Genomic DNA, 25,494 nt, shown 5'->3' on the forward strand with positions numbered 1-25,494 from the left:
ACAGCATGATTCCGGTACAGAACATCACCGCCAAGCGTGCATCGGGAAACGACATGCACGTCAGGTCTCTTATTGCGCTGATCGACGAGCTTCTCTCGATCGTGACAGAGGAGAACGCGGAGCTTTCCAAAGGCTTGCCCGCCTCGCGGCTCAAGCAGGTCGACGAGAAGAACCGGCTCGCCGATTTGTTCCAGGAATGCGTGGCCGAATGTGCGGCCAAGACAGCGAAGCTGCAGGTGCAGGACCGGGTGCTGCGCGAACAATTGATGGAGCGGATCCTGAAGCTGCGCGCGGCCATGGATGAAAACCTGGTGCGGCTGCGCGCGGCGATCGACGCCAGCAACCGCAGGATCGAAGCCGTGATGCAGGCGATCCGGGAGCAGATCGCCAATGTCTCGCCCTATGGCGCCGGCGGCCGCCGCACCGCGCGCTCGGCATCCTACAGTACCAATGTTCGGGCCTGACCGGCCGTTGATGAACGGGAGGTTGCATTGTCCTCGCTTGATATCGCTCGCCTCATTGCCTTTAGCGGCCTCTCGGCAGCGCAGGTACAGATCAGCGTCGCGTCGTCTAACATCTCGAACGCGGACACGGCGGGCTACACCGAGGAGACCGCCAATCAGGCGAGCATGGTCACCGCGGGTGTCGGCACCGGCGTCACCATAACCGGCATCAGCACCACCATCGACAAGCTGCTGTTGAAGTCGCTGATCGGCGCCACCTCGGATCTCGGCTCCGCCAACACGACCAACAATTATCTCACCGAGCTCGAGCAGCTCTATGGCACCGTGGATGGCTCCACCACCTCCGACAGCACGACGACCGGCACGTCGCTGGCCAACACGCTGGCGTCGTTCGAATCGGCGCTGTCGTCGCTGGAGGCCACGCCCTCGAGCCCGTCGCTGCAGTCGAATGTGATCAGCGCGCTCAATGCCGTCACGACCCAATTGCAGGATACATCGAGCAGTATCCAGGATTTGCGTTCCAATGCCGACCAGGACATCGCCTCGTCGGTGCAGAGCATCAACGCGGATCTCAAGCAGATCGCGGACCTCAACAAGGAAATCAAGCAGGAGGCCGCCACCGGGCAGTCGACCGCCGATCTCGAGGACCAGCGCAATTCGGCGCTGCAGGATCTCGCCTCGATGATGAACGTGAATTACTACACGACCTCCAGCGGCGATCTGCAGGTCTACACCACCTCGGGCCAGCCGCTGGTCGACAGCACCGCGCATACGCTGAGCTATACGACGGCCTCTAATGTGACGGCGTCGACCACTTACGCCTCGGGCGGGTTCAGCGGCATCACCGTGAACGGCATCGATATCACCTCCCAGATCACGTCCGGCAAGGTGGGGGCGCTCATCACGCTGCGCGACAAGGCGCTGCCGGCTGCGCAATCCCAGCTCGACGAGCTCGCGCAAAATCTTATCTCGACCGTCAACGCCGTCTCCAACCAGGGTACGTCGGTCCCGCCGCCGACCAGTCTGACCGGGACCACTACCGTAAGAAGCACGGACGCTTTTTCCGGCACCGGCACCGTCCGCATTGCGGAGACGGACACAAGCGGCAATCTGGTTGGCTATCAGGATTTCGATCTCTCATCCTACAGCACGGTCGGCGACCTCGTTGACGCCATCAACAGCGGATCCAGTACCTCGCATGTAACTGCATCGATCGATTCCTCCGGCCATCTGGTGCTCACGGCTGCAGACTCGGGCGACGGCGTCTCGGTCAACGAGATGACGAGCTCGGTCGGCAGCAGCGATCAGGGCTTTTCAGACTATTTCGGGCTCAATGACCTGCTCACCGGTTCGAACGCCTCCGACATCGCCGTGCGCAGCGATCTGCTCAGTGGTTCCGCGGCACTGCCCACGGCAACGCTCGACTCCTCGACGACCCTGAGTGCTGGAAGCCAGGTGCTGTCGTCGGGGTCTGCGACTATCGTCGACGCTCTCGATAACGCGATGACGGGTTCGACGAGCTTTGCGGCCGCCGGCGGGCTCGCCGCGACGACCGGCTCCTTCGCCGACTATGCCGCCGCCATCGTCTCCAATATCGCGACGCAGGCATCGCAGGCGTCTTCGAACTACACCCTCAAGGAGACGGCGCAATCGAGCTATGCCAATTCGATGTCCTCGGAATCAGGGGTCAATATCGACGAGGAGACGGCGCGGCTGAGCGCGCTGCAGAACAAATATTCGGCGGCCTCGGAGCTGATCCAGACCATCAATTCCATGTTCTCGTCGCTGATCAGCGCGATCCAGGCAGGCTAGAGCTTGATTGTTCGCCTTGAAGCGAAGGACGAAATCCTCCCTCTCCCCGCCGGGCGGGGAGAGGTGAAAACGACAATCCGCGCTCTGAAGTAGGAGAGACGTCATGATGATGCGTGTGGCCACCTTTGCGCTTTCCGACCAGATGATCGCGGCGGCGCTGCGGACGCAGTCAATCATGGCCAATGAGCAGATCCAGGAATCCTCCGGCGTCAAGTCGCAGGACTTTGCCGGCTATGGCGCCGATACCCAGAGCGTGATCAATCTGCAGGTATCGGTGACGCGTGCGCAATCCTATATCGATGCCTCGACGCTGGCCGACAGCAAGGTTCAGGCGATGTACTCGGCGGTGGGATCGATGACCACCCTCATCACCAATTTGCGCTCGCAGCTTTCCGCCGCCACCACCGGCAGCAGCGCGTCGACGGCCTCGCTGATCAGCTCGGCCCAGGACATGCTGCAGGAGATGGGATCGCTGCTGAACACGCAATATGACGGCGAATATGTCTTCGGCGGCGCCGATGTCACGACAGCGCCGGTCGATCTTTCGAGCTTCTCCACGGGTACCGGATCGCTGACGACTGCCGACACCAGCTATTACCAGGGCGATGCCGAGATTGCCTCGGTCAAGGTGGCCGACAATCAGACGGTGGATTACGGCGTCACCGCCGACAATTCCGCCTTCGAGCAGACCATGCGCCTGCTGAAATTCATCGCCAACAGCACGTCGCTGTCCTCGGCCGACATCAGCCAGGCGCTCGATCTCGCCAGCAGCGCGCTGGATGCTACATCGACCGTGCAGGCCCAGCTTTCAAGTGCATCATCGCAGATCGAGGCGGCGAGCTCGCGCCAGACAGACTACAAGAATTACGCCTCGACACTCGCGAGCGACCTCACCAGCGTCGATGTCGCCGCGGTCACGGCGCAGCTCTCGACCTATCAGGCGCAGTTGACGGCATCCTATTCCGCGATTTCGAAGATTCAGAGCCTCAATCTCGCCGACTATCTGAGGTGATCGGTCGCCAGCCGGGCCAGAGACTCACGCCTTCGGCGCCTCCCATTTCCGCGCCGGCGGCACGTAGGCCGCAAAGCGCTTTAGGATTGCATCGACATCGCTGGCAACGACCAGCATGTCGGCGTAGCGTTTGGCGACAAAACCCTCCACCACGGCCTTCTCGATCGTCGCGATCAGCGGCTGGAAATAATCCTTCACGTTGAGAAGGCCGCAGGGCTTGCCATGGATGCCGAGCTGCGCCCAGGTCCATTGCTCGAAGAACTCTTCCAGCGTGCCGGCGCCGCCGGGCAAGGCGATAAAGCCGTCGGAAAGATCGGCCATTTTGGTCTTGCGTTCGTGCATCGTCTCGACGACGTGAAGCTCGCTGAGGCCGGCATGGGCAACCTCACGCTCGACCAGCGCCCGCGGGATCACGCCGATGGCGCGCCCGCCTGCCGCGAGCACCGCATCGGCAATCGCGCCCATCAGCCCGACCTTGCCGCCGCCATAGACCAGCGACAGTCCGGCTCTTGCCAGGGCTTCGCCGGCGGAAATGGCGGCGTCGCGGTAGGCCGGATCGCGGCCGACGCTCGAGCCGCAAAAGACGCAAACTGCCTTCATGCCAGTGCCTCCTGCCATCCTTCTATCCGACTCGCTTGAGGATGGCCTAGCACATTCGCCCGGGCCGAAGGATGAAGCCGAGGTCATCCTGCCGCCGATGACGGCGCAGGCTGGCGCGCGCCGGCAGCCACCGCTGTCGTATTCACACGGTGCGAATTGATATGGCAGCCACACGTCGGAGCGATCGGGGTGCTTGCCCGAATTCGGCCGGAACGCCGCGCTCACCTCCGCCCGCCGACCTCGTCGATATGGTTCAACAGATCCGCCGGATCCTCGTAGACGCGGATGGCGCCGGCCTGGCGCAATTCGTCAGGGCCATAGCCGCCGCTGAGCAGCCCGACCCCGAGCGCGCGGCAGCGGGTGGCAGCAAGCATATCCCAGATGCTGTCGCCGACGACGATCGCGCGATCGATTCCGACATCGAGACGCTGCGCCGCGGCCAGGAACAGGTCGGGATCGGGCTTGGCATATTTGACCTGGTCGCGGGTGACGACGGGAATCCTGCCCGGATCGACGCCAAGCGCCTCCAGGTTGACCGCCGCGGTCTCCATCCGGCCGCTGGTCGCGATCGCCCAGGCGATGCCGGCGTCTGTCAGCCAGGCGAGCAGTTCGCGCGCGCCGGGCAGCGGACGGATGTCCCGCCCGTAGCGATTATAGGCTTCGGCATGCGCGCGCCGTAGCCGGTCGATGCGCTCGGGATCGATATCGCAGCCGGTTTCCCGCAAAAGCTGATTGGTGAATAGGCCGCCGCTCATACCGATCTTGCGATGGATGCGCCAGACCGACAGCTCGATTCCCTCGGCATCGAGCGCGGACTTCCAGGCCAGCACATGCTGATACACGCTGTCGACCAGCGTGCCGTCGAGGTCGAAGAGAAAAGCCGTTTCGATGCGCATGGTCGAGATCTCCTCTGTTCCGCGCCGGTCCGCTGTTAACGCGCGCCCGCCACCGAAGGTCTCAATGAGAATAGCAGATGTGATTGACGTAGGTGTTGCAGTCAATTCGCTTCGGCCGCCCTCTTACGTCGAAGCACCGTCATTCCGGGGCGGTGCGACAGCACCGAACCCGGAATCTCGAGATTTGCGGGTTCGCGCTTTCACGCTCCGGAATGAGGTGCCTTGACGAACGCGGCGCGCGGAGAGGAAGGATTACTCCGCCGCCTGCGGCATGCCGTGTCCCGCCGCCTCGATCGCGACCGCGACCGACTGAACGATGGCGGCGAAGCGCACGGCGGTCTGGATCGCCGCCGAGCTGACACCGGCTTCCTGCAGCACCTTCTCATGGGAATCCATGCAGGCGCCGCAGCCGTTGATGGCGGAGACCGCCAGCGACCACAGTTCGAAATCGGCCTTGTCCACGCCGGGATTGCCGATCACGTTCATGCGCAGCCGCGCCGGCATCGTCCGGTATTCCTGGTTCGAGGTGAGGTGGATGAAGCGGTAGTACACGTTGTTCATGGCCATCACGGACGCGGCCGCTTTCGCCGCCGCGATCGCGGCCGGCGTCAGCACCTCGGCTGCGGCCGATTCCATCGCGGCGATGACGACGGGATTGCGCGTCGCGATCGCGGTCGCCAGGAACAGCCCATATTTGGTCTGCGGCGACAGCGTCTCGTCGGAAGTCATGGACGTCAGGTTGAGCCTGACGTCCTTGGCGAAGTCCGGGATCTGGTCCTTCAGTTGCTCGATCGACATGATGCGTCAGGCAACTTTGAGCGTTGCGCCGCCGACCTCGCGGTTGCAGGGGCAGAGCTCGTCCGTCTGCAGCGCGTCGAGCACGCGAAGCGTGTCCTTCGGGGCGCGGCCGACATTGAGGTTGGTCGCATAGACGTGCTGGATGGTGTTATCGGGATCGACGATGAAAGTGTAGCGATAAGCGACGCCGTCGGGCGAACGCACGCCCAGGCCGTCGACCAGCGCGCCCTTGGTATCGGCGAACTGCCAGATCGGCAAGTGATGCAGGTCCTTGTGCTCGCGCCGCCACGCCAATTTGCAGAACTCGTTGTCGGTCGACCCACCAAGCACGACGGCGTCGCGGTCGGCAAAGTCCTTGGACAGCCGTGCGAACTCGGCGATCTCGGTCGGGCAGACGAAGGTGAAATCCTTGGGGTAGAAAAAGATGATCTTCCATTTGCCGGGGAAGCTTTTTTCGGTCAGCGTCTCGAACGCGCTCTGCCCCTTCTCCTCCTGGCTGTGAAAGCCCGGCTTCACCCCGACGACTTCAAACGACGGCAACTTACTTCCAATTCCAAGCATATTGTCCTCACAAGATTGCTTCGCCGAAGCGACGAATGTCCGACGATAGCGAAGCAAGCGATATGCCATCCCATGCCGCGCCGTTCAATTGTCGCAAATGCAACAATTGAATGCTCGTACCGCAGGCATCACAACGCGATCGTTTCGTTCGACTTGCGTGTCGGATTGAGCTTATTATTTGAGCGGGATTTCCGCGCCGATGCGGCGTTTTGCGCGCTTGCCACGATGAGCATGCGGCGCTTGTTCGGCATAAGGTGCATGCTGCGACATCGAGGATGAAAGCCATGAAGCTCAGCGCTCGCAATGTTCTGCCCGGCCGGGTGATCGCCGTCACCAAGGGAAGCACGACCGCCCATGTCAAGGTCGAGTTGGCCCCGGGATTGACGGTTTTCTCCTCGATCACCAACGAAGCGGTCGACGATCTCGGGCTCAAAGTCGGCGACAGCGTCTCGGCGGTGATCAAGTCGTCGGACGTGATGATCGGCAAATAGTTGTCCGACGCTTACTGCTTCAGGTCGAGAATCTGTGGCAATGCGCGCCCTGCGCGTGAACTTATACTGCCGCCACCGGGCTTGCGCGGAAAAGCTAATTTCACGAGTTGAATCAAGCTGATTTGGGTCGTCCAGATCTGATGTGAAAAATAAATCGCTTTGCGATGACCCCAAATCAGTCGCATCCTCTCCGCATCCCGCCTCGCTGAGGGGCGTACGCGTCGTCACGGACGTTGAGTGCGGGATGCGGTGGACGCATTCAGCGCTGACTGACGAGCGGCGTTGATGCGGACGGCGAAGTCGTGTGGTCCTGTAGTCCAGTACTTTTTGTCCACTAATGAAACTAAGAAAGCGCTTAAAAATCATGGCCTTCGACGACACACGCTGAAAACAATGGGGGCTGTCCAAATCAGGCAGGCCCCAATAGGCCCTAGTTCAGTGAGGAGGCTGCTGCGCCGAAAAGGTCGGCCTTTCACTCGGAAGCAGACATCGAAAGCGCGAACCCAAGTGTCAGGGTTGGGCACAACAGCAGACATCCGCGCAATGAAAGAGGCCGCCGATTGAAGCGGCCTTAAGTGGATAGTGCCCTTGGATTGGGAGAGCCCGCTCGACGCTCTCGTGAGCGCCGGGGTCAATCTTCTAGTGGCACTGCTAGTCGCAACGGCGGACCCTGCGGACCGAACCGTCGTCGCGCTCGATCGTGACGGTGCGACATCCGCCGCGATATTCGCGATCATATCCGTAGGAGCGATAACGTCGATCGTATTCGTCGTGGTAACGCGGATGCGGCCCCACTCTCACGCCGCCAAGCGGAGTATCAACGCCAACTTGAGCTGACGCGGGTGCAATGGAGATCGGCGTAGCAATGCCGAAACCAGCAACCGCCAGTACACCAGCCAGTAACAGAGTTCTCATAGTTTCCTCCTGAGTTATTGCGTTCCAACATCTCAGGTAGGGCAAGGTTCCTGCGCGAAATTCATCCAAACGACCGGCGGCTCAGACCAATCAAATAGCGACCGGAACGTCAGTTGAGGGTCACCTGCGGGCATCCGTCGGGCCGAACGGTACGTCTGCTCGGCCGCAGAACCCGGACATTAGCTCGTTGAATTAGCCTGCACGCGGCAAAACACGGCGACGACGCCCCTTGCCCCGGCCACGGTTCGGGTTGAACTCGTCAACCGCGTTCTGCCAAGCGATGATCTCGCTCTCGAACCAGACCCGCCGGTTCGGGCTGATGTAAGTCGATTTCGGAAAACGGCCCGCCTTCTCCATCCGGTAAAGCGTGGTGCGGCCGACCGGGATGATCTCCAAGACCTGCTTTTCGGTCAGCATGCGCCGAGGGCCGGATTTATCCGGTGCCGCACCATCCGTTTCGGCTTCATGTCGATTTGCGGCGGTCATAACGAGCTCGGGGAACTCTCAAAAATCAAGGGCGAAGTGTGAACTTGTTATGCGCTATAGATTGACGCACCATTGGTGCCAACGAAAACTGGCGGCGCATTTTCGTGCCGCCAAATAGCGTTTCAATGCGCCAGCCCGCATGACTAAGCACAGGCCATCTCCGAGCAAGGCAGAACGCCGTGAGCAGCAATTTGAGAAGCTGTTAGCGTCGATGGGCATGAGCGAGGACCCATTCGCAAGGTTTGTATTGACACAAGACCTTCAGCACCTCGAAAGCCAGTACGCGCGCTGGATTGCCACGTTGGACAAACAGCCAGATGTCGATCTGGTGCGCAGATATCGTGCGGCCATCACCAAGGTGCTCATGCTTTCCGAAAAGATCGGGCCCGATTTCTTAGCAAGCGAAATCGAGATGGCGGGTTGGGCTCGAAACATACCCGAGGCGGATGAGCAGACGCTGCATGCCTTGAGGGCCGACTACGGGCACGAGCGGCAAGATGTGGTGGCTGTGTTGACGGCTCACGAGTTGAATATCGAGCATTGGCTCAAGATCAGCGGAGATACTTACAAAAAGCGCGACCTGCGCAAACTGGTGGTCGAACCCTTTTTCCAGCTGATGGCCAAGCACGGGATCACCACGAGCCGCAAGCAGCGGCCGCGCAAACAGATATTTGACGCGCTGTTCGACTGGCTCGGGGTCGAACAGAAGTTCCGACCTTCGAGTGCCAATATCGACGCGATTGCCAGAGAGTTTGGAGGCAGCGCCAGCGCCTCGGAGCCCAACACTAAGCGGCGGACCAAAAACTGACCGCCGCTTTTCCTGTGCTTTCGCAAGACTCGGCATCACAATGAAAGAACTCTGCGCATCGGCGCGCCGGGTTCAACTGGGGCGGCTGACGTGCGCAGCCGCTTTCCGCACATTGATCTAACCAAAAGCAAACCCCCTAGGGCCTCGCGACAGGCGCTAGGGGGTGCAGAATGCTTGTGACCTCAGGAAAGTTCACTCATGTTCGATACCACACAATACGACACCATTGCAAAGTACTTCGAGGACTTTGCGGCCGCGGTCAGCTCTGCCGAAACCATGGACCGCGCCCCGATCTGCGAGCCGTGGGAGTATTGGCCGAAGCCCGGAACGCCGGAGGCGACTGCACTTCAGTACAGCATGCGTGACTGGGTCCCTGTGCCGATTCCGCACGGGCAGAAAAAGCCGATCGGCAACGATTGGCAGCATCGCGTTATTACCGGAAGCCAGGTCCATCGGTTCTTCGGCGAAAAGCCCCAGAACATCGGTGTGCAGCTCGGTCTGAAGTCGCGCGGGCTCACCGACGTTGACCTCGACTGCCCGGAGGCGATCGTCATGGCGTCTGCCGTGTTGCCGGGAACCGACGCGATCTTCGGTCGCGCCTCGAAGCGCAATAGCCATCGCTTGTACACCACGTCTCTCGCTGCGAAGATCGATCAGGCTGCGTTGCAGTTCAAAGACCCGATCAGCAAGACCATGATGCTGGAGGTCCGTATCGGCGGTGGCGACAAGGGCGCGCAAACCGTCTTTCCCGGTTCGGTCCATGAGAGCGGCGAGCCGATCAAATGGGAGGAGGACGGAGATCCTGCTGAGATTGAGGGCGATGAGCTGGTCGGGCGCGCCAAGCTGTTGGCCGCGCTTTGCTTGTTCGCGCGCTACTGGCCGCAGAAGCCGAAGCCGGGCGAGAGCGGCGGCCGTCACGATGCGTCGCTCACCGTTGGCGGCTTCTTGGCTCGCTGCGGATTCCATTTGGCGCATGTGAAACTCTACGTTGAATGGGTCGCACGATCAGCCAACGATGAGGAATGGCGCGATCGCATCAAGGCGGCGCACGATGCTGCAGTCGCCTATCAAAAGGGTGAGCGGACACGCGGCTTTCCCGCATTGAAGGAGCTGTTTGGCGACAAGATCGCAGACAAGGTTGCCGAGTGGCTCGGCTACAGCGGCGCACGCGATGAAAACGTAGGGCTGCACGCAGATCGCGAGCAGCCGGATGTAGATCAGGAACGCGCTGAAAAGCAGGTTATCTTTGTGACGGCGCACGCGACGCCAGCGATCGCCAGGACAGCAGAGGAGATTCTGCTCAACAGCAACGTTCCACTGTATCAGCGCGGCGGCAAATTGGTTCGTCCTATCATCGATGAAGCCGACGCCTCACATGGCCGTCGGACTAAAATCGCCCGGCTCGTCGAAGTCGCCCCGATCTATCTGCGCAACGAGCTCGATAAGGTCGCAACCTGGATGAAGTGGGATGCGCGGGCCAGGAAAAATGTGCTGATCGGCGCTCCTGGTGACATCGCACGTGTCATTCTCAGCCAGCTCGGGCATTGGATGTTCCCGCGCATCGCAGGAGTCATCACCACGCCGACAATGCGGCGGGATGGCTCGGTGCTTCTGACCCCCGGCTATGACGACGCCACGCGGTTGCTGTTGATGGCGCCGCCGCCGATGCCGCCGATCCCCGAGCATCCAACTCGCAATGATGCGATCGCGGCCTTGAAGCTGTTGGAAGGGCTGCTCTCGGAATTCCCGTTCGTTGATGCGGTCGCGAAGTCGGTAGCATTGACCGGCCTGCTAACTCCGGTTGTGCGCGGCGCGTTTCCGGTCGCGCCGATGCATGTCAGCATCGCGCCCGTTGCGGGCAGCGGGAAGTCCTACCTCTGGGACATCGCGGCGGCGATCTCCATTGGCAAGCTGATGCCCGTTATGTCGGCAGCCCAGAAGGAGGAGGAACTGGAGAAGCGGCTGGTGGCGGCGGCTCTATCCGGCCAGCCGTTGCTGTCTGTTGATAATATCTCTGGTGAGCTGCGTTCCGATCTGCTCTGCCAATTGATCGAACGCCAGATTGTGGACGTCCGCATTCTGGGTAAAAGCGAGAATGTTAGCGTCGAAACGCGCGGGCTCACGACTTATGGAACGGGCAATAACGTCGCGATCTATGCCGACCTCACTCGCCGAACGCTTGTGGCCAACCTTGACCCGGAAATGGAGCGGCCTGAGATGCGGACTTTCCGCAACGATCCGATCGCCATCGTCCTGGCCGATCGCGGGAAATACATTGCCGCGTGCTTGACGATTGTCCGCGCCTATATGGCCGCCGGATGTCCTGACAAGCTGCCTCGATTGGCATCGTTCGAGGGTTGGTCCGACACGGTGCGGTCGGCGCTGAGCTGGCTTGGGCAAGCTGATCCGGTCGAGTCATTTGAACTCGCCCGGGCGGAAGACCCAGATCGTGTCTTGCTGCTGACGCTGATGCTTGCGTGGAAGGACGCCATCGGCATCGGCACCCGGCGCACCTTGGCTCAGGTCATCACCACGGCCGACTACTCGCAGTCGGGGATTTTCGAACATCCCGATCTGCGAGACGCGTTGGTGTCCGCCTCCGGCAAGAATAGTGGTCAGGATGTAGATTTGACCGGCCTGGGCGTTTGGCTCCGCGGACGTAAGGGGCGCGTCGTCGAAGGGATGCGGTTCAACAACGAGAAGAGCAAAGGGCATGCCGCCCAGTGGTGGCTTGAGGAGGTGAAGCGCAAATAAGCAAGGCTACCATGGCTACCGTCGGCTACCAATCTGGGGTCACAGGTGAAGAAATGTCAGATCTCGTGTGTTGCGAGCAGCGGAGTGATCTTTCGCGACAGTTCAGCGCTGGTGCTCTCGAAGCGGTAGCTGATCGTAGCGATAGTAGCTTGTAGGTGAGACGCAATCAGAGCGACATGCGATGCGGGTGGCCGGGGACCCGCAACAACAACGGCAAAAATGAAGCGAAAGCATCGGTTGCAAAAATTGGTCGGGTCCTTCCCAACCGGGAGAACGGGGCGGGTCGCGCCCGCCCGCACGCCCTGGCTAGGGCATGAAAGTGCCAAGGCCAACAACAACACTTATCGGAGATCAACGGTAACAGCGGAGCAATCAGATGGGATTTGACATTGTCGGCGGCGGCGGCGGCGGCGGCGGGGCGTTTCCCGTGGGAAGATTTTGGTGGGTTACACTTGCCGACTACTCGCATCACGTTGCGCCAAGCATAGCGGCGGCCTGCCGCTATTGGTACTCGAACGATGAGGATGGACTGGACGCAGATCAGGCCCGCCAACTCGGCGCCGAACTGCAACGCTCTGTAGACAATTGCGTGGTCGATGCCTACGCGCGCGAATACTTTGCTTACTTGCGCAAAGAAAACAATTTGCCGGACTTCCCGCAATACGACGAGAGCGATGTGTTTCTCCCCCGCAAATTAACAACGCACGAGCAAGAACGCGTATTCGTCAACGAGTTCGTCGCCGAGGTGCAGCGCTTCATCGAGTTTCTGCTCGCTTGTGACGGCTTTGCTATTCTCTAACGCTCCACCACGACAGGAATGGCATCCGGCCCGCTTAACGACGTGCCACAACAACGAAGATGCAAATGGAAAACCTGCTTTCGATAAACCGCGCCGCCGATCTGCTTGAAAAGGATCGGGCCACGCTGGTCCGGGCGTTGCGATACGTGCCCCCTGATGGCCACGAACGGGATCAACCGCGCTGGTACATAGAGACGATCGTTGCCGCGCTTGCGGTGAAGCCTCATGCGCGTCGTGAGGTTGGCAAGTTCCGGGATCGTTTCGGCATCCGCTCGTCAAAGCTCAGCGCCATGCGGCGTGAGTATGAAGAGGGGCTTGCGTTGATCAGCACCGAGCCGTCGCTCGCGAAGCGCCGCGAGATGGCGCTGTCGCTGGCGCCGCTGCTGGCAGCGTTCCAGGAGTTGTATCTCAGCGTCGGCCGGGCGCTCCACGTGGCGGATGAGGACGTGCTTGGCGCGCGCGCTGACCTGATCTGGGGCGAGATGATGGACGAGGTCAGCGAGGCTGCGGAATGGCCGCGCTCCGATGGCTTCTTCCTGAAGATGTCCGAGGCCATGTGGCCCGACACTGACGACGGCGAGGCGGCGTGATGACCGACCAGCAGACTTCACTCGCCAACGAACTCGACCGGCTTGCCGCTGAGCATGTCCGGCTGGCCGCCGATACCGCGCGGCTCGCCAAGCATGTCCGTCAGTTTGGTCAGCCCGGTGATGTCCTCGACCTGATCAATGGCGGTGCGCTGCTCACCGTCCAGCAGGCATCGGTCATTTGCGGCATCACCAACCAGCGCATCCTCGATTGGATCGAGGATGCAGCGGCTAAGGGGTGTCCATTCGCCAAGAAGGGCGCGACGTGGCTGATCGGCACCGACCGCCTATTCGCCTACATCGAGAAGCATCGCGGTGGGCAGCCCGCCTGCGTGAAGGCCAGGAACCTCCTGAAGGCGCACTGGCCGCAGTGGTCCAAGACGGCGGAGCTGAACACCGAGATAAAGGCGCGTGCGGCGAGCTGAGCAGAATTGTGCGCAGCTTGACCAGCGAACTGACTGGCTGGGCAAATGTCTGCACTTGGCGCAAGCGGACGTGCGGTCACCGAGGAGAAAGTCGGGGTTTGACCTATTTCGAACATGGGCCGTCCCAAACGGGGCCCGTCGGCGTGCTCTCGGGCCGCCACGAAAAAACGAAACGATCAGCCGAAGGTGCCCGAACTGCTGTGCGGCCCGCCTGGAGGGCTTCTCTACTGACTGGGTCAAAAGCCTCTGCGTCGCTCTTGGTTCTTAAAGGACCGGTCTATACCAGATGTTAAGAGCTAGCTGCCCGTCAGGGTCCTTTAGCCACTGAAAACCGGTCATTGTGTAGCCGTCCTTGCTGGCTATATTTCCTCCGCCGTTGTCAGGCGGCTCTTTTGTTCCCACACCATATTCTTCATTGCCCAGCTTGAATTTGGCTGGTGCTTCAACTCGACGGTACCAAACGTAAAGTGACCCACCAACAAGTTGAAGTGCGGAAACAATACTTCCTTCAGGAACGTGTATCGGAGCGCTGCCGCCATGTGTGGAAGGTGGAGTTGTGGCAGGAAGCGAATTTTCTTCGCCCAGCTGCCATTCTTTTTCGCCCTGAATAGTTCTGTATTGAATTTGCAACCATCTGGGACCCGGCCTATCGACCTTACCGAGCTGGAGGTGGGAGAGTATGGCGTTTGGAGGAATTGACACTTTCCCCGTCCCTTCAGCCATTTGCCCGAGCGGAACTGCTGGTCCTAGTTGGATATTTGGCCCGACGGGTTGAGCCTTCGCAGTTATTGTGGTCGCTAAAAAAATTGCGCATACAGCGGGGATGATTGAGCCCTGGATCATTTTATCCTCCAACACGCGGATGTGGTGGGCAACACGCGGATATGGTGGGGTGCCAAGCGATGGACGTTAGCGACGGGTCCGCGGTCGCAGTCAATGGCTCTTAATGGGTAAGCCGATGGTCGCTCTTGGCCCATAGCTGCCCCGGACGTGTGCGACGGCATGTCCGCAACTGGTGAAAGCAGACGCCCCGCATTCCACGTGCATCCGTCTGTTAACGGCCTGAACCTTCTTTAAGGCCCAGCGCGTCGCCAAGACGCAACAGCTGAGGCCGCATCAGGCAAAACGCAAAAACTTGGCGCCCCCCAAGCGGAAACCGCATCGAAATTGGTGCCGCCCAAGTCCTGCACCTAGGCAAATCACGTCGCTGCAGCGACAATTCCTTCCATGAAAATTCAATTCCGTAGGACTATGACCCAGAAAATCGAAACCACGATCGCCGCGCTGGCGAAGCGGGCGGATCAGCTCGCCATCAAGCGCGCCAAGGCGCAGGACGCGCTCGACAAGGCAACCAAGGCCCGCCAGGACGCGCTCCTGTCGGGCGATCTCGACGATGAGCGCGCGTTGGCCAGGTTGCAGGCCGTCGTTGATACCGCCGCGTCGGCGGTTACGGGCATCGACGACGCGATCACAGTCTTGGCCCGCCAGAAGTCTGAGGCAGAAGCCCAGCTCACCGCTGAGCGCGAGCGCGTCAAGCGCGCCGAGGCTGCCGACAAGCTCGCGGTGCAAGTCTCGGCGATTGCCACGGTGTTCAAGCCATGGCTGGAGCGGTCGCGCGTCCTTGCCGATACCCTGGCCCAGCTTGAGCATTGGCACTTCGGCTGCAATGAGATGAGCCAGTTCTTGCAGAGCGCCATGGGCCAGCTCGAAACGGCCATGAACATCCAGGTTGCCGAGCTGCAGGCGATGCCCAAAGCGATCATTGATGGCGTCATGGACGTGCCCCCGCCGAAGCCGGTGGCGGCACCTCCTGCGGTGACGGCCGAGCCCGAGCCGACGCGGACGGTGTTCTGCCTGCGCTCGATCAGGTGGAAGAGCGCCGCCGGTCGCGAGTATAGTGCCCTGCAATACGAGGACGTACAGCTGCCTTTGGCGCTGGCCGAGAAGGCGCTGCGTCGCGGGGTCTGCGTCCCGGTGACCGACGATCGCCGCAAGACCCTCCGCAACGCGCGCGGCGGGCATCACGCGAACGTCAATGCGATCGACATCGTCGATCTCGATGCTCTTGACGATCCCAAGGCTCCTTATGTCGGCCCTGAAACGGCTGAGGTTCTGCGTCAGGCCGACTTCAAAGTCGTCGATCGTGGCCCAGCGCGCACTGGCGTGATCAACGTCGCGCGGGTGCTCTAGCGATGCTGCCTCGCCGCGATCAGTTGCTGCATCGGGTGTCCGGCGAGAACGCCGCATCGAATTGCTTCGCTGTGAATAGCTGTCAATCGGCGGCCGAAGGTGCGCTTTTCTCCCGCAGCGTCCCGCCGGTTCCGCGTGCTGCCGCGGTCGTTTTTCCCTTGGGCGACATGCGGCAGCACGCACCGGAGTTTTGCGATGTCTGAGATCTACGACACCCTTGCCCGCGACACCCGCATCGCGCGGCATGAAGCCGCGCACCTGACGGTTGGCCGTGCTCTCGGCGCCGAGTTCGGTGGCGCAACCATCGAGGAGAACCTTGATCTGGGTTTTTCGGGTCTCGTGTGGGGGCCTGATTTCCAGTCCTGCTTTTCCGGGAAGACCAGCTCGACGATCCAACAGATCGACGACCTTATGCCGCGCGATGGCGACACCCGCGACGAGGACACGGCGCCGATCTTCCAGCACGTTCACAATCGCATCATCGAGTTGACGGCCGGGAGCGAGGCCGAGAAGTTGGCCTTCGGTGCCGCCTGGGCGGCTACCGATGATCGCAAGCAAGAGAAGCAGCTGGCGCGGCTGATTTTTACGAATGCGGAGGCTGCCGATGCCTTCATTGCGGCTTGTGCGCTGGAAGCTCGTGCAATTCTGCAGCGTCAGGCGGATGTTCTCGACGCCCTGACTAACGCGCTGTTGCAGCATCGCACGATTGACGGCGCGCAGATCGACGACACGATCGCCAAGGCCGTTGCCGCGCGTCAAATTGCCGAGGAGCATCAGCGGCGCAAGCGCTGGCAGGATGTCGTCGCCAATGCCAGCAGATTCGAGGCTGAACAGCAGCGTGATGCGTAACGAGCCTAACCCAATCGAAAGAATAATGTCTCACTTCGCAGGGCGGCTTCGTGATGCGCCCGGCGCTGCCCGGCTGGCGCACCTTGCGCGGACGGCTAAGCGCATTCCTGAGCCGGTTCTGGCCGATCTGGCGGCATTGATCGCGCAGCTCGATCATGTGCAACTCGTCGGGTTCGATGTGGTCGGCCGCCAAACCAATGTTGGTAAATTCCACAGACAAGGTGACAACGACTATCAAACGCCGAAGTGCGCGAGGTATGGTTAGCATTCTGCTTATTGGAATAATGAACATGCATCAGCTGCATTTAACGGGGCGTAGGCGGCTCTCTGGTTAGCCATATAGTCCAGATAATCAAACTGGAAGCTGTATACGTTGCGCACCATTTCCGTGATTGCAATTATCGCTGCGAACATCGCCGCCACGTCGGCTTACGGCGGACCATACTCAGACATAACGCCGACCCATGACGCGCAACTCGTCAAACGAGCCAACGAGCTGTTCCCATGGATTTCGCAGGGGCGACAGCGGGCGGAGTGGATCACGCAGCAAGAGAGCCTGGAGGCGCAGCGAGCGAGCAAGGAAAAAATTGCGAAGCTCCGCGCCAACTCGCTCTCAACCGCAGGCAGGCTCCCCCGAATGCTTGTGATGACGGCCACTGGATAGAGGAGATCCTCGCTGACGGGCAAATTCTGGAGCTAGAAGACGGCAGCCTTTGGAAGGTGAACCCGACGGACACGCCTATATCATCCGTCTGGCTGCCGGTTTCTGATGTCTTTGTCTGCGAAGACAAGATTATGAACATCGATGAACGCGAGACTGTTCAGGTTGAGCGGATACGCTGATGTCGCCTCAGCCCTTATCGAATGATCCGATATTTCTTGTTACGCGGCGTCGGTGCCGCCTCGTCAGGATACACCGCCCGCATGATCCCGATCCTGGGGAAGCATGGTGTCGTCGCGCTCGAAGGCCATCAACCGCTGGAACGAGTGCTTGCGGGACTTCGCGAAGGCGTGCAGCGTTTATGGTGGGCTTGCTCACCTGACCGGCTCCCAGGTGGGAACGTCTTTCTTGACGCAGAAGGCTGTCTGTTTCGCGTTGTCCTGCGCCACGTTATGGTCCCGCCAGTGCTGACAGGCTTCCGCCGAGCTGAAGAAAGGGATGCTCCTCGGCAGATTGCAGGATTTGTTGCCGAGCGGCAGTACCCAACAAACAGCTACGGCGTAGATGGTACTCGTCATTGGTGATGCTCCTTTCGATACTAGGGTTCGTTGATTTGCGTCAGCCTGTGCCGGACGCGTTCGCCGAGGATGACTGATGCTCCGATCGTCGCCAGCTGTGAGCTAGCAGAGATACTCTCGCCGTTATCGAAGCCGAAGCGGAGGTTGCAGGGTGCGCAGCCAGCTTCTGAAGTGGAAGCCGGAACGTGAGCCGGACGGACGGCGCATGAGTGGCCGCGATGTTTGTGAGTAGCGAAACAAAGAGCACGGTTGTGCGCCCGCGAAAAACGTAAAGGTGCCATGCCCCCGCCTTTTCCTTTAAGCTCAGCCGGGGAAAACTTTTGCAGCGTGCCTACTTTGGGGTGAAGCGCTACTAAAGTTTATGATTGAAGGCGACCAGCGTGGGTTTCCTGCGGTAAGGCAAAAGGGCGCGCCGCTCATTGCGCGGCTTCAAGATCCATCACCCGGCCCATCGCGGGATGCGTCCGGTTCTTCACCTTGACCCAATGCCTCGACCTGCCGCCCCTGGTAGCGTTGACGAAGATGCCCTCAGGCCGGCGCGCGAGCAGGCCATCAAGGCTGGTCTTGCAGGTGCAGCGGCAGCTTGCGCAGGCCGTCATCGCCCTCGACTAAGATGTCGAACGCGCAGAACTGGACCTCGTGACCGTACTTGCGGGAGTGCATGGCGTTGCATTGGCGCGGAGAGCGGAAAAACGGAGAGCCCTTCCTAGCGATAGTCCCACCATTTCAGTGGATCGGCATGTCTTCCCGTAATTTTACGGATGCTGCGAGGCCGGCGGTCATGTATTACCTGCTCCCGGTAGTTGTGCCGGGGGTGTCATGAAACTGACCAGTTTGAAACTAGAGAACTTTCGTTGTTTCAAAGACCAAGTCTGTCTTGAGTTCGATGACATCACAGCGATTGTCGGCCGGAATGATGTCGGCAAGTCCACCATTATGGACGGTCTCGCGATCTTCTTCGATGAGGCAAAGCCTGACAAAGACGACGCCTGCATCTCGGGAGATCGCAAGGCGGTGCGGATAACCTGCGAGTTTGACGATCTGCCCGAGACGATCATCTTAGATGCCGATTACGAAACCAATTTGGATGCTGAGTTTCTTGTTAACACGGAACGCCGTCTCGAAATCCGTAAAACGTATGACGGCTCACTCACTAACCCTAGACTTATCTCTGTAGAAGCGATCGCTGTTCATCCCACTGGAAATGGAGTGAACGACCTACTACAGCTAAAAAAAGCAGACCTTCTTGCACGCGCCGGCGAACTCGGTGTCGATCTCTCGACTGTGAACAAGCAGGCCAACGCGCCGATCCGAGCTGCGATTTGGGCAAATACCAATGCGCTCGGGCTAGACGTGGTGCCCGTTTCCTTGGAGAAGGAAGGCGGAAAGCAGATTTGGTCCGCCCTCGCGCCGTATCTCCCATCCTTCGCTTTGTTCAAATCCGATAGAGCGAGTACAGATCAAGACGCTGAGGCGCAGGACCCTCTAAAGGCAGCTATTCGCGACGCGTTAAAAGCTGTCGAGCAGGATTTAGTTAAGGTGCAAGCTCACGTCGAAGCGGAGGTCCGAAGGATCGCGGAGGCGACCGTCCTGAAAATCAAGGAGATGGACGCATCCCTCGCAGAAGCTCTTAGCCCCGTTGTAACGACCAAAAAGTGGGACAGCCTTTTCCAAACCAGCATCACCGGAGAAGATGGTATTCCGCTCAACAAGAGAGGGAGTGGAGTAAAGCGCCTAGTGCTCCTGAATTTTTTCCGGGCGAAGGCCGAGAAGGCCGCACTAGAGAGGCAAGCGGGCTCCGTCATCTATGCGATCGAAGAGCCCGAGACGAGCCAGCACCCACGAAACCAACGAATGTTGATGTCTGCACTCTCTGATCTGTCCGCGACGGCTGGACGACAAGTGGTTGTGACCACACACACTCCCATGCTTGCACGAGCGCTGCCTGATGCCTCTCTTCGTTTTGTTGAGGTACATCCGAACGGCTCGCGAACCGTTTCGATTGGCGGGCCGGACACAAATACCCGCATCGCACAGTCTCTTGGCGTTCTCCCGGACCATTCAGTAAAGTTGTTCGTGGGTGTCGAGGGCAAACACCACATCTCCTTCCTCAAGGGCATGAGCAAAGTCCTGAGAGCCGACGGAGCGAATGTGCCCGATCTTGATGCGCTTGAGATAGCTGGTGAGCTTATCTTCGTACCATTCGGGGGGTGTAACCTCGCATATTGGACGACACGGCTTCAAGCCTTGAATAGGCCCGAGCTGCACATCTATGACCGCGACGTCCCGCCTCCGGCTGCGGGGAAGTACGACGAGTTTGCCGCTCAGGTAAACGCGCGGGCCGGCTGCGTAGCTCTCACGACCAGTAAGCGTGAAATGGAGAACTATCTCCATCAGGAGGCGATCCAGGAAGCGTACCAAGACCAAAACATCGTCCTGAGCTTCAGAGCGCCGTTCGCAGACTTTGATGACGTGCCCACACTCGTTGCACAAGCCGTCCAAACTGCTGCTGCAGATGGACCTTGGCCGGTTCACGACGCCCGGAAGTGCGCAAAAAAAGTAGCCGCAGCGAAGAGGCTGTTGAATACAGCCGCGGTCGCCAGAATGTCTCGCGCTCGTCTCGCTCAATGTGATCCGGCAGACGAGGTAATCGGCTGGCTCAGAAAAGTTGGCGTGCTAGTGGAGCAGGTGCAATGAGTGAAGGCGTTCCGGCCTTCAGTGAGGACAGCCCAGCGAATTGCTAAGGTTCGAGAGAACATTTGGGTGCAGAGTTGAATAATCAAGCAATGCAATTTGAAGAACTCTGCGCTGAACTACTGCAGAGCATGGGCTATACCGCCGATCGCCAAGTCGCTTTGTCTTCTCAGCGTAGGTTTGATTTCGTCATCACAAAGAACTGCGCGGTCGAAAGGGTCGTGGAAGTCAAATTTATCAGGGAGAACCCTGGGACATTAGCAACCCTGAGGAATGTGGTTTCGAGGGTGAAATCATATTTTGGGGCATCGCCGTTTGATCAGCTTCTCATCTTGAGCTGTGTAGTTGCAGCTGAGCATAAGGCTTGGCTGTTTAAAGAGTTTAAGCTGGAGATTTGGGATCGAGAGGACATTCTCGGACACGCAGAGAAATCTCGTCAGCTGCAAAACCGGTTTGCTACTTTTTTCAAAGAACAGGATGACGCCGCCGCTGGTGCTGCACGTAGATCATTGTCTGATCCGATCGTCACAGATGGGATTGTACACGACGAAGAGACTATGCAACTCCTACCCGATCCAAGAGGTGTGGAGCTATCTCAACGTCTGGCCGATACGCCACGCGGTAAGAGAGGCGCCAAACTCTATGAGGCATTAATATTAGACATCTTGGAATATCTTTTCGGTGATTATTTGCTCGATCCGAGAATCCAGGCCAGACTTGAAGACAAGCTGAGCGTCTTAGACGTGGTCTATCGAGTGGGCCAAGGCCATCCGTTCTGGGAAACGTTTACCCGAGACTTTCGAGCTAGAGTGATTGTCTTCGAGTGCAAAAACTATAGCCTCCCCATAAAGCCGAACCAGCTTCATACAACTGAGCGCTATATGAGTGCGAGCGCGTTGCGCCCGGTGTGTTTCTTAATGACGAGGGTAAAGCCTCACGAACACACTGAACTAGCGGCATTTGGGGCCATGCGAGAAGGCGGAAAGCTCTTCGTGTTCCTTGACGACGAGGATATCTACGAAATGCTGAGGATCAGAGACGTGCAACTCCGGTTGCCGACCAATAATCGGGACTATCTGCAGAATGATCCCACCGTCGTGTTGGATCAAAAGATTTACGATTTCCTGAGCCGCATGCCCCGTTGACGAGGGTCTAACCTACGCCGCCCCCGATCCTCTTTTTTACGCCCCCACGCATCGTGAGCGCATCATCGGGCTATGGTCGTTGCAGCGCCTTCGCCTCATCCCACGGCGCCCGCATCCAAGCATCGCGCTCCTCGTCCGTGGTCAAGATCACCGGCATCGCGGATCGGCTTCACGACCGCATTCGTGTCGATGGTCAGGAAGCCGTAGACCTGATGTGGCCCCGGGATCGGCTTGGACTTCGTGCCGCGGTGAAGCTGTTGGCCGGTAGCGGGACATGAACTAGTGGCACAACAGTCGCAAAGTTGCGGAGCTGTGGCTGGATGATCGGGCAATACTATTGACCAACCTTAACAAAGCTCTGCGGATTGTCTCGTGGTAATCAGGGCTATCGTCCACATCGATCATATTCGGCTCGCCGTTCCGAGCGCAGCATAGAAGCTGCGCGCGTCATGTGGATCAGCGTGATGTGGCGTATGATGGGCAGTGATACGAATTGAGACGTTTGAGTGTGACAAGTTAGCTTTCCTGTTCTCTATGCCTTTGACAACCCAGGGAGCCCCATCCCGCTATGCGGGGCTGGGGAGACCCGTGCCCGCTAGACTTAGCGGCTTGCATGTTGTTCTTATTTTGTTCTATATGCGAGCCCCCGTGAGGGAGGGCTGAGCCATGTCGGACATCGAGTTCATTCGGGGCGAGATACAGCGCATGCGCACGCAGGTCCAAAGGCAGCGGAGCGAGATCAGGCAACTCCAGCGGGTCGGCATCGCTACAGCCTCGGCCGAGTTGCTACTCCAACGCATGCTTGCAAAGGTTGATACCCTCTGCGCCGAGCGCGACAAGCTAAAAGGACGCCTTTCCCCGGCCCGCCAAGGGCAAGGTTCTGGGCGGTCGGAGCTGGTGATGCGCGACCCTGTCAGGTGGTACGACGACAGTGCTGAGCATCCACCATGGATCAAGGCACTTGCCGAGGTTCGGCACTTGGCCACGCGCGAAGGTCGGTGTTACCCACATGTCCAGGCCATCATCGTGGCGATCGATCAGTACGCCGAAGCCGCGACTGGAAATCGCGAGTATTTCCTAAATAAGCCGTACAGCATCGGCGGAAGCCGGAAGGGGGACGTGCCGTGACAGAAAAGAGCTTCGTCGAGCGCTACGCGGACTTTCGAGATGAAGTCTGGAAGAAAGACCCTCATTACAGGGCATTCCTCGCCGCACTCGAAGAGCTGAATGCGGAGACGGATCGCGGCGTGGCGCTGGTGGCCACGTCATTTCTCGATAAGCTGATGAGGGACACTCTTGCGTCATTCTTGATCAAGAACGCGAGCGCTGAAGTGTTGCTTTCCGGTTTCAATGCACCCTTGGGCTCCTTCAGTGCCAGGATCGCAGCTTGTCACGCGTTAGGCCTTATTAGCGACCATGAAGCGGACCAAAGCACGATTTTGCGCAAGGTGCGTAACGAGTTCGCCCATGAAGTTGAGGTGACGTTCGACAACGGCAGGGTAAAAGCTCTCTGCAACAATCTCTCGGTTCCTGACCGCGACAAGGATGCAAAGCCGCGTGCCAAATTCATGGTGTCCGCGATGTCGATGCTAATTCAGATGTTGAACCGGCCACATGAAGTCGGTCGGAAGCAGTTAACTTGCGGCGATTGGAAGACCGCTAAATAGGAATGCGGTAGGTGTGTGCTCGGGCAACTTTCGGGCGCGTTGGTTCGAAGTTCGCCATTACAACTCTTTGGGGTTTTTCGGTTTCCGGATGTGGGCGAGGGCGTTCTCGTAGTCGCCTTGTTTGCTATAGAAGCGGTACTTAAGCATTCGCACCGCGTCGTAGGGAGAGGCGCCGGGCTCGCGAGGCTTAAAGGGTCCGTAATAGTTGAGGCCCAAAAATCCGGTAAGGAGAAGCCCGTAGAGGGAGGGATTGTAATTGAAGAGGTGCTTGCCGCTTGCCTGAACGACTAGCCTATCTTGGTTGAGCGGATTGCCATGGAGGTAGTCAATTCGCGCGTGATTAATCTCACCATAAATCCAACAAGCAAGGTTTCGCGGTGGGCCTTTTGTTTTTTTCCCGCGCCCCTCGTAGCAGTAATAGGTGTTTTCCTTACAAGCCTGGGTACGCCAATCGACCTGATTGAGGAGATCGTAGACCCGTTTAACGCCACTCTCGTCTTTTTCTGGGTGAACAAGGATTTCAAAGGCGCTCACACATAGGCTGATGCTTCGCCCTAAAGAATAATTTGTGACACCAACGACACCGGGAATTTGTGCGGCGGCGTGAGCCATATTCAGCGAGCGGAAGAGGGCGAGACTTCGCCAAGATGGTTTTGGACTAGAAAATCGGCGTTCCCATTCTGCGAGTAAAGCTTTCAGAAGCATCTCGTCATAGTCGAGCCGATCCCAATTTGAGACTGGAAGCCCTGGAGTGGTTTGGCCGTGAAACTCTTCGATGAGGTCCATGCCCGACAAGGCGGGATTGCTGGTGACTAGCCTCTGGTAGTCCGTGGTGAGCGTATAGGCATAGAAATCGAATGAAGTCGAGTACTGGTAATTCCTGGGCAGGTGATGGATGAGGACTGCGGTGCGATTGTAGACGACGGCGCAAATGGAGAGAATGTCTCGGAAGCCGCCGACTGCCTCCATATTTTTTACCCACGCCGGAGCGTCGTCGCGCATGATCAGCACGCTGGGGACGATCTTGCGTCCAAACGTATCGGTGAAGCGGTTTAAAAATGGCAAGAAAGTCGGGTGTCGAGAATTAATCTCGATGCACCTGACATCGTTAGGAGAGACGATTGCCAAATACTCGCTATCAAATGGCTCTTTGATGCACATATTTGGCAGAAAGAACAGCGGTGACCACTTGTGCATCGGAAGCCCGTAAGTTGAAAACCTTGCCAATATCAGCTTTCGCGCTCCCGTTGTAGCGGAGTGATGGTGTCTTCCAAACCGAGAATTGAGATGTTACTTGTTGATAGCCGGGACTGGGTCTCGGCTTTTTTATAGGCGAGGCCTTAAGGTGATTGACGGGGACATGGAAAAGCTTCGGGAGATATTCGTCTTTGTCTGCTTCGCGCTGGGTGTGGTGGCGCTCCTCCTTTGCGTATTCCAGGGCTGGAGCGGGAAAGTCGGGTCGGCGACTGCTTTGGGCGTGACGTTCATTATCTGCGGGGTCTTCCTGTTCCTGTCGCAGGTAAAGACGTTCAAGGTCTGGGAAGTGCAAGTCGAACTTCGGGAGCAGTTAGATCAAGCGCAGGCGGTTATCAGACAGCTTAGAAGAATTTCGATTAACAGCGCCAAGTCAGCCTACCATCAGGCTGCGTGGGGCAATCGAATGGCCTCTCCCTCCGGACGGGATAAGCAAGCGCAGTTGGAGGAGATCGACAAGCAGCTCGCGGATTTGAACCTGACGCCAGAAGAGAGGGAAGACATCGTAAGGCCGGTGGTGCGGATCATTGGATTTGATCTTTACCAGGTGTTCTCCCGCACGCTTCAGGCCTATTCGGCGCTCCGGTATTCCGCGCTCGTCGAACGGGCTAGATCCGAAAAGCCGGAGTACGTTCAAGCGAGAGAGAGCCATTCCGCAGGATATGCAAAGTGGCACCAACGCGAGGCAGGGCAGAACCCGTTCGAGAGGCTCAATACCTACGATCTGAAATCTGAGTTGGAGAGGGAAACGCCGAGGGAAGGCGAGTGGCTCGATGAACGCGAGTTAGAGATTACGCGTAGGTTCGCTCAAGAAATTCTGGGGTTATATGCCGGGTGTGTCGCGAAGGGCGGCTACAGTACTGAAGCCGCCATTTACCTCGACGACTACGGCAAAGGTGATTTGGACGGCTATCAGCGTAAAGCCAGAGAGGTGTATGGGAGAGTGCTGGCCGATATGGCGAAGCAGTAGACCAAGAGTGAGCCGGTTCGCGGCAAAGTACTTCACAAGATCATCCTAGTACTACTTAAGCTGAAATCCGGTCGCGAA

28 protein-coding genes and 2 pseudogenes are annotated in these 25,494 nt (G+C 58.9%); 19 read left to right on the forward strand and 11 right to left on the reverse strand.

What is annotated here, in order from left to right; translation table 11 throughout:
• The first annotated feature begins 5 nt into the window (after positions 1-5).
• The 3 genes from F758_RS0103605 (at position 6) to F758_RS0103615 (ending at position 3,288) form a co-directional block, all read left to right on the forward strand.
• Complete coding sequence (locus F758_RS0103605) at positions 6-464, forward strand: flagellar basal-body protein FlbY (RefSeq protein WP_024506568.1); 459 nt, start codon at positions 6-8, stop codon at positions 462-464.
• A gap of 27 nt (positions 465-491) precedes the next feature.
• Positions 492-2,276 (forward strand): flagellar hook-associated protein FlgK, encoded by a 1,785-nt coding sequence (flgK, locus tag F758_RS0103610; RefSeq protein ID WP_024506569.1) that lies wholly within the window; start codon positions 492-494, stop codon positions 2,274-2,276.
• Between the two features lie 103 nt (positions 2,277-2,379).
• Positions 2,380-3,288, forward strand: a complete 909-nt coding sequence (locus tag F758_RS0103615) for a flagellin (RefSeq protein ID WP_024506570.1) — start codon at positions 2,380-2,382, stop codon at positions 3,286-3,288.
• A 24-nt stretch (positions 3,289-3,312) separates the two neighbouring features.
• On the opposite strand, the gene F758_RS0103620 is transcribed toward F758_RS0103615, so the two are convergent.
• From F758_RS0103620 to F758_RS0103640, 4 genes are all read right to left on the reverse strand, one after another.
• Complete coding sequence (locus F758_RS0103620; protein ID WP_024506571.1) at positions 3,313-3,888, reverse strand: LOG family protein; 576 nt, start codon at positions 3,886-3,888, stop codon at positions 3,313-3,315.
• A 221-nt stretch (positions 3,889-4,109) separates the two neighbouring features.
• Positions 4,110-4,784 carry an HAD family hydrolase gene (locus F758_RS0103630; RefSeq protein WP_024506572.1) on the reverse strand — a complete coding sequence of 225 codons (675 nt, stop codon included), beginning with the start codon at positions 4,782-4,784 and terminating at the stop codon, positions 4,110-4,112.
• 252 nt (positions 4,785-5,036) lie between these two features.
• Positions 5,037-5,582 carry an alkylhydroperoxidase, AhpD family gene (ahpD, locus tag F758_RS0103635; protein WP_024506573.1) on the reverse strand — a complete coding sequence of 182 codons (546 nt, stop codon included), beginning with the start codon at positions 5,580-5,582 and terminating at the stop codon, positions 5,037-5,039.
• Positions 5,583-5,588: 6 nt separating this feature from the next.
• Positions 5,589-6,143 carry a peroxiredoxin gene (locus F758_RS0103640; RefSeq protein WP_024506574.1) on the reverse strand — a complete coding sequence of 185 codons (555 nt, stop codon included), beginning with the start codon at positions 6,141-6,143 and terminating at the stop codon, positions 5,589-5,591.
• Positions 6,144-6,427: 284 nt separating this feature from the next.
• Here F758_RS0103640 and F758_RS0103650 point away from each other — a divergent pair, with 284 nt between their 5' ends.
• Positions 6,428-6,634, forward strand: a complete 207-nt coding sequence (locus F758_RS0103650) for a TOBE domain-containing protein (RefSeq protein ID WP_024506575.1) — start codon at positions 6,428-6,430, stop codon at positions 6,632-6,634.
• 651 nt (positions 6,635-7,285) lie between these two features.
• Here the strand turns inward: F758_RS0103650 and F758_RS49260 are convergent.
• Together F758_RS49260 and F758_RS0103660 are read right to left on the reverse strand one after the other, a co-directional pair.
• The gene (locus tag F758_RS49260) at positions 7,286-7,549 is read right to left on the reverse strand and encodes a hypothetical protein (RefSeq protein ID WP_157449848.1); all 264 of its coding nucleotides are present in this window, start codon (positions 7,547-7,549) and stop codon (positions 7,286-7,288) included.
• 192 nt (positions 7,550-7,741) lie between these two features.
• A complete protein-coding gene (locus F758_RS0103660) occupies positions 7,742-8,035 on the reverse strand; it encodes a helix-turn-helix transcriptional regulator (RefSeq protein ID WP_024506577.1) in 294 nt (97 codons plus the stop codon).
• A 139-nt stretch (positions 8,036-8,174) separates the two neighbouring features.
• On the opposite strand from F758_RS0103660, the gene F758_RS0103665 reads away from it, so the two are divergent.
• From F758_RS0103665 to F758_RS0103685, 6 genes and pseudogenes are all read left to right on the forward strand, one after another.
• Positions 8,175-8,843 carry a hypothetical protein gene (locus F758_RS0103665; protein WP_157449849.1) on the forward strand — a complete coding sequence of 223 codons (669 nt, stop codon included), beginning with the start codon at positions 8,175-8,177 and terminating at the stop codon, positions 8,841-8,843.
• Positions 8,844-9,200: 357 nt separating this feature from the next.
• Positions 9,201-9,593: pseudogene (locus F758_RS53160) on the forward strand (bifunctional DNA primase/polymerase); the annotation flags it as partial.
• A 216-nt stretch (positions 9,594-9,809) separates the two neighbouring features.
• A complete protein-coding gene (locus tag F758_RS46295) occupies positions 9,810-11,597 on the forward strand; it encodes a hypothetical protein (protein ID WP_245286414.1) in 1,788 nt (595 codons plus the stop codon).
• Between the two features lie 376 nt (positions 11,598-11,973).
• On the forward strand, positions 11,974-12,396 hold the full coding sequence (locus F758_RS0103675) for a hypothetical protein (protein ID WP_024506580.1): 423 nt from the start codon (positions 11,974-11,976) through the stop codon (positions 12,394-12,396).
• A gap of 65 nt (positions 12,397-12,461) precedes the next feature.
• A complete protein-coding gene (locus tag F758_RS0103680) occupies positions 12,462-12,986 on the forward strand; it encodes a hypothetical protein (protein WP_024506581.1) in 525 nt (174 codons plus the stop codon).
• Positions 12,986-13,408 carry a helix-turn-helix domain-containing protein gene (locus F758_RS0103685; protein WP_024506582.1) on the forward strand — a complete coding sequence of 141 codons (423 nt, stop codon included), beginning with the start codon at positions 12,986-12,988 and terminating at the stop codon, positions 13,406-13,408. The genes F758_RS0103680 and F758_RS0103685 overlap by 1 nt, the downstream gene beginning before the upstream one ends.
• 264 nt (positions 13,409-13,672) lie before the next feature.
• On the opposite strand, the gene F758_RS49265 is transcribed toward F758_RS0103685, so the two are convergent.
• Entirely contained in the window at positions 13,673-14,251 is a 579-nt protein-coding gene (locus F758_RS49265) for a hypothetical protein (RefSeq protein ID WP_157449850.1), read from the reverse strand.
• 408 nt (positions 14,252-14,659) lie between these two features.
• On the opposite strand from F758_RS49265, the gene F758_RS0103695 reads away from it, so the two are divergent.
• From F758_RS0103695 to F758_RS49270, 4 genes are all read left to right on the forward strand, one after another.
• The gene (locus F758_RS0103695; RefSeq protein WP_024506584.1) at positions 14,660-15,598 is read left to right on the forward strand and encodes a hypothetical protein; all 939 of its coding nucleotides are present in this window, start codon (positions 14,660-14,662) and stop codon (positions 15,596-15,598) included.
• Positions 15,599-15,793: 195 nt separating this feature from the next.
• Entirely contained in the window at positions 15,794-16,447 is a 654-nt protein-coding gene (locus F758_RS0103705; RefSeq protein ID WP_024506586.1) for a hypothetical protein, read from the forward strand.
• A 25-nt stretch (positions 16,448-16,472) separates the two neighbouring features.
• Complete coding sequence (locus tag F758_RS0103710) at positions 16,473-16,712, forward strand: hypothetical protein (protein WP_024506587.1); 240 nt, start codon at positions 16,473-16,475, stop codon at positions 16,710-16,712.
• A gap of 239 nt (positions 16,713-16,951) precedes the next feature.
• Positions 16,952-17,290, forward strand: a complete 339-nt coding sequence (locus F758_RS49270; protein WP_157449851.1) for a hypothetical protein — start codon at positions 16,952-16,954, stop codon at positions 17,288-17,290.
• Between the two features lie 192 nt (positions 17,291-17,482).
• Here F758_RS49270 and F758_RS0103720 read toward each other — a convergent pair whose 3' ends face one another.
• Together F758_RS0103720 and F758_RS50690 are read right to left on the reverse strand one after the other, a co-directional pair.
• Entirely contained in the window at positions 17,483-17,686 is a 204-nt protein-coding gene (locus F758_RS0103720; RefSeq protein ID WP_024506589.1) for a hypothetical protein, read from the reverse strand.
• A 416-nt stretch (positions 17,687-18,102) separates the two neighbouring features.
• Positions 18,103-18,285 (reverse strand): hypothetical protein, encoded by a 183-nt coding sequence (locus F758_RS50690; protein ID WP_024506590.1) that lies wholly within the window; start codon positions 18,283-18,285, stop codon positions 18,103-18,105.
• 220 nt (positions 18,286-18,505) lie between these two features.
• Between F758_RS50690 and F758_RS0103730 the strand changes: the two genes are divergently transcribed.
• Both F758_RS0103730 and F758_RS0103735 read left to right on the forward strand, forming a co-directional pair.
• Positions 18,506-20,383 (forward strand): ATP-binding protein, encoded by a 1,878-nt coding sequence (locus F758_RS0103730; protein ID WP_024506591.1) that lies wholly within the window; start codon positions 18,506-18,508, stop codon positions 20,381-20,383.
• Between the two features lie 74 nt (positions 20,384-20,457).
• Positions 20,458-21,525, forward strand: a complete 1,068-nt coding sequence (locus F758_RS0103735; RefSeq protein WP_210200095.1) for a restriction endonuclease — start codon at positions 20,458-20,460, stop codon at positions 21,523-21,525.
• A gap of 70 nt (positions 21,526-21,595) precedes the next feature.
• On the opposite strand, the pseudogene F758_RS51555 reads toward F758_RS0103735, so the two are convergent.
• A pseudogene (locus F758_RS51555) lies at positions 21,596-21,773 on the reverse strand (SOS response-associated peptidase); the annotation flags it as partial.
• Between the two features lie 652 nt (positions 21,774-22,425).
• Here F758_RS51555 and F758_RS53165 point away from each other — a divergent pair.
• Both F758_RS53165 and F758_RS0103755 read left to right on the forward strand, forming a co-directional pair.
• Positions 22,426-22,653 carry a hypothetical protein gene (locus tag F758_RS53165; protein ID WP_024506747.1) on the forward strand — a complete coding sequence of 76 codons (228 nt, stop codon included), beginning with the start codon at positions 22,426-22,428 and terminating at the stop codon, positions 22,651-22,653.
• Positions 22,650-23,192, forward strand: a complete 543-nt coding sequence (locus tag F758_RS0103755) for a hypothetical protein (protein ID WP_024506593.1) — start codon at positions 22,650-22,652, stop codon at positions 23,190-23,192. The genes F758_RS53165 and F758_RS0103755 overlap by 4 nt, the downstream gene beginning before the upstream one ends.
• Before the next feature lie 57 nt (positions 23,193-23,249).
• Here F758_RS0103755 and F758_RS0103760 read toward each other — a convergent pair whose 3' ends face one another.
• Positions 23,250-24,389: a hypothetical protein gene (locus F758_RS0103760; RefSeq protein WP_024506594.1), complete on the reverse strand. Its 1,140-nt coding sequence runs from the start codon at positions 24,387-24,389 to the stop codon at positions 23,250-23,252.
• A gap of 163 nt (positions 24,390-24,552) precedes the next feature.
• On the opposite strand from F758_RS0103760, the gene F758_RS0103765 reads away from it, so the two are divergent.
• Positions 24,553-25,416, forward strand: a complete 864-nt coding sequence (locus F758_RS0103765; RefSeq protein ID WP_024506595.1) for a hypothetical protein — start codon at positions 24,553-24,555, stop codon at positions 25,414-25,416.
• Positions 25,417-25,494 lie beyond the last annotated feature (78 nt).

The sequence above is a fragment of the Bradyrhizobium sp. ARR65 genome (assembly GCF_000472385.1).
In the GTDB taxonomy this organism is placed as follows: Bacteria; Pseudomonadota; Alphaproteobacteria; order Rhizobiales; family Xanthobacteraceae; genus Bradyrhizobium.

Coding starts and splice junctions, on each gene's coding strand:
- F758_RS0103605 (WP_024506568.1), top strand. CDS start 6: ATGATTCCGGTACAGAACATCACCGCCAAGCGTGCATCGGGAAACGAC.
- F758_RS0103615 (WP_024506570.1), top strand. CDS start 2,380: ATGATGATGCGTGTGGCCACCTTTGCGCTTTCCGACCAGATGATCGCG.
- F758_RS0103620 (WP_024506571.1), bottom strand. CDS start 3,888: ATGAAGGCAGTTTGCGTCTTTTGCGGCTCGAGCGTCGGCCGCGATCCG.
- F758_RS0103630 (WP_024506572.1), bottom strand. CDS start 4,784: ATGCGCATCGAAACGGCTTTTCTCTTCGACCTCGACGGCACGCTGGTC.
- ahpD (WP_024506573.1), bottom strand. CDS start 5,582: ATGTCGATCGAGCAACTGAAGGACCAGATCCCGGACTTCGCCAAGGAC.
- F758_RS0103640 (WP_024506574.1), bottom strand. CDS start 6,143: ATGCTTGGAATTGGAAGTAAGTTGCCGTCGTTTGAAGTCGTCGGGGTG.
- F758_RS0103650 (WP_024506575.1), top strand. CDS start 6,428: ATGAAGCTCAGCGCTCGCAATGTTCTGCCCGGCCGGGTGATCGCCGTC.
- F758_RS49260 (WP_157449848.1), bottom strand. CDS start 7,549: ATGAGAACTCTGTTACTGGCTGGTGTACTGGCGGTTGCTGGTTTCGGC.
- F758_RS0103660 (WP_024506577.1), bottom strand. CDS start 8,035: ATGACCGCCGCAAATCGACATGAAGCCGAAACGGATGGTGCGGCACCG.
- F758_RS0103665 (WP_157449849.1), top strand. CDS start 8,175: ATGACTAAGCACAGGCCATCTCCGAGCAAGGCAGAACGCCGTGAGCAG.
- F758_RS0103675 (WP_024506580.1), top strand. CDS start 11,974: ATGGGATTTGACATTGTCGGCGGCGGCGGCGGCGGCGGCGGGGCGTTT.
- F758_RS0103680 (WP_024506581.1), top strand. CDS start 12,462: ATGGAAAACCTGCTTTCGATAAACCGCGCCGCCGATCTGCTTGAAAAG.
- F758_RS0103685 (WP_024506582.1), top strand. CDS start 12,986: ATGACCGACCAGCAGACTTCACTCGCCAACGAACTCGACCGGCTTGCC.
- F758_RS49265 (WP_157449850.1), bottom strand. CDS start 14,251: ATGATCCAGGGCTCAATCATCCCCGCTGTATGCGCAATTTTTTTAGCG.
- F758_RS0103695 (WP_024506584.1), top strand. CDS start 14,660: ATGACCCAGAAAATCGAAACCACGATCGCCGCGCTGGCGAAGCGGGCG.
- F758_RS0103705 (WP_024506586.1), top strand. CDS start 15,794: ATGTCTGAGATCTACGACACCCTTGCCCGCGACACCCGCATCGCGCGG.
- F758_RS0103710 (WP_024506587.1), top strand. CDS start 16,473: ATGTCTCACTTCGCAGGGCGGCTTCGTGATGCGCCCGGCGCTGCCCGG.
- F758_RS49270 (WP_157449851.1), top strand. CDS start 16,952: ATGGATTTCGCAGGGGCGACAGCGGGCGGAGTGGATCACGCAGCAAGA.
- F758_RS0103720 (WP_024506589.1), bottom strand. CDS start 17,686: ATGACGAGTACCATCTACGCCGTAGCTGTTTGTTGGGTACTGCCGCTC.
- F758_RS50690 (WP_024506590.1), bottom strand. CDS start 18,285: ATGACGGCCTGCGCAAGCTGCCGCTGCACCTGCAAGACCAGCCTTGAT.
- F758_RS0103730 (WP_024506591.1), top strand. CDS start 18,506: ATGAAACTGACCAGTTTGAAACTAGAGAACTTTCGTTGTTTCAAAGAC.
- F758_RS53165 (WP_024506747.1), top strand. CDS start 22,426: ATGCGCGACCCTGTCAGGTGGTACGACGACAGTGCTGAGCATCCACCA.
- F758_RS0103760 (WP_024506594.1), bottom strand. CDS start 24,389: ATGCACAAGTGGTCACCGCTGTTCTTTCTGCCAAATATGTGCATCAAA.
- F758_RS0103765 (WP_024506595.1), top strand. CDS start 24,553: ATGGAAAAGCTTCGGGAGATATTCGTCTTTGTCTGCTTCGCGCTGGGT.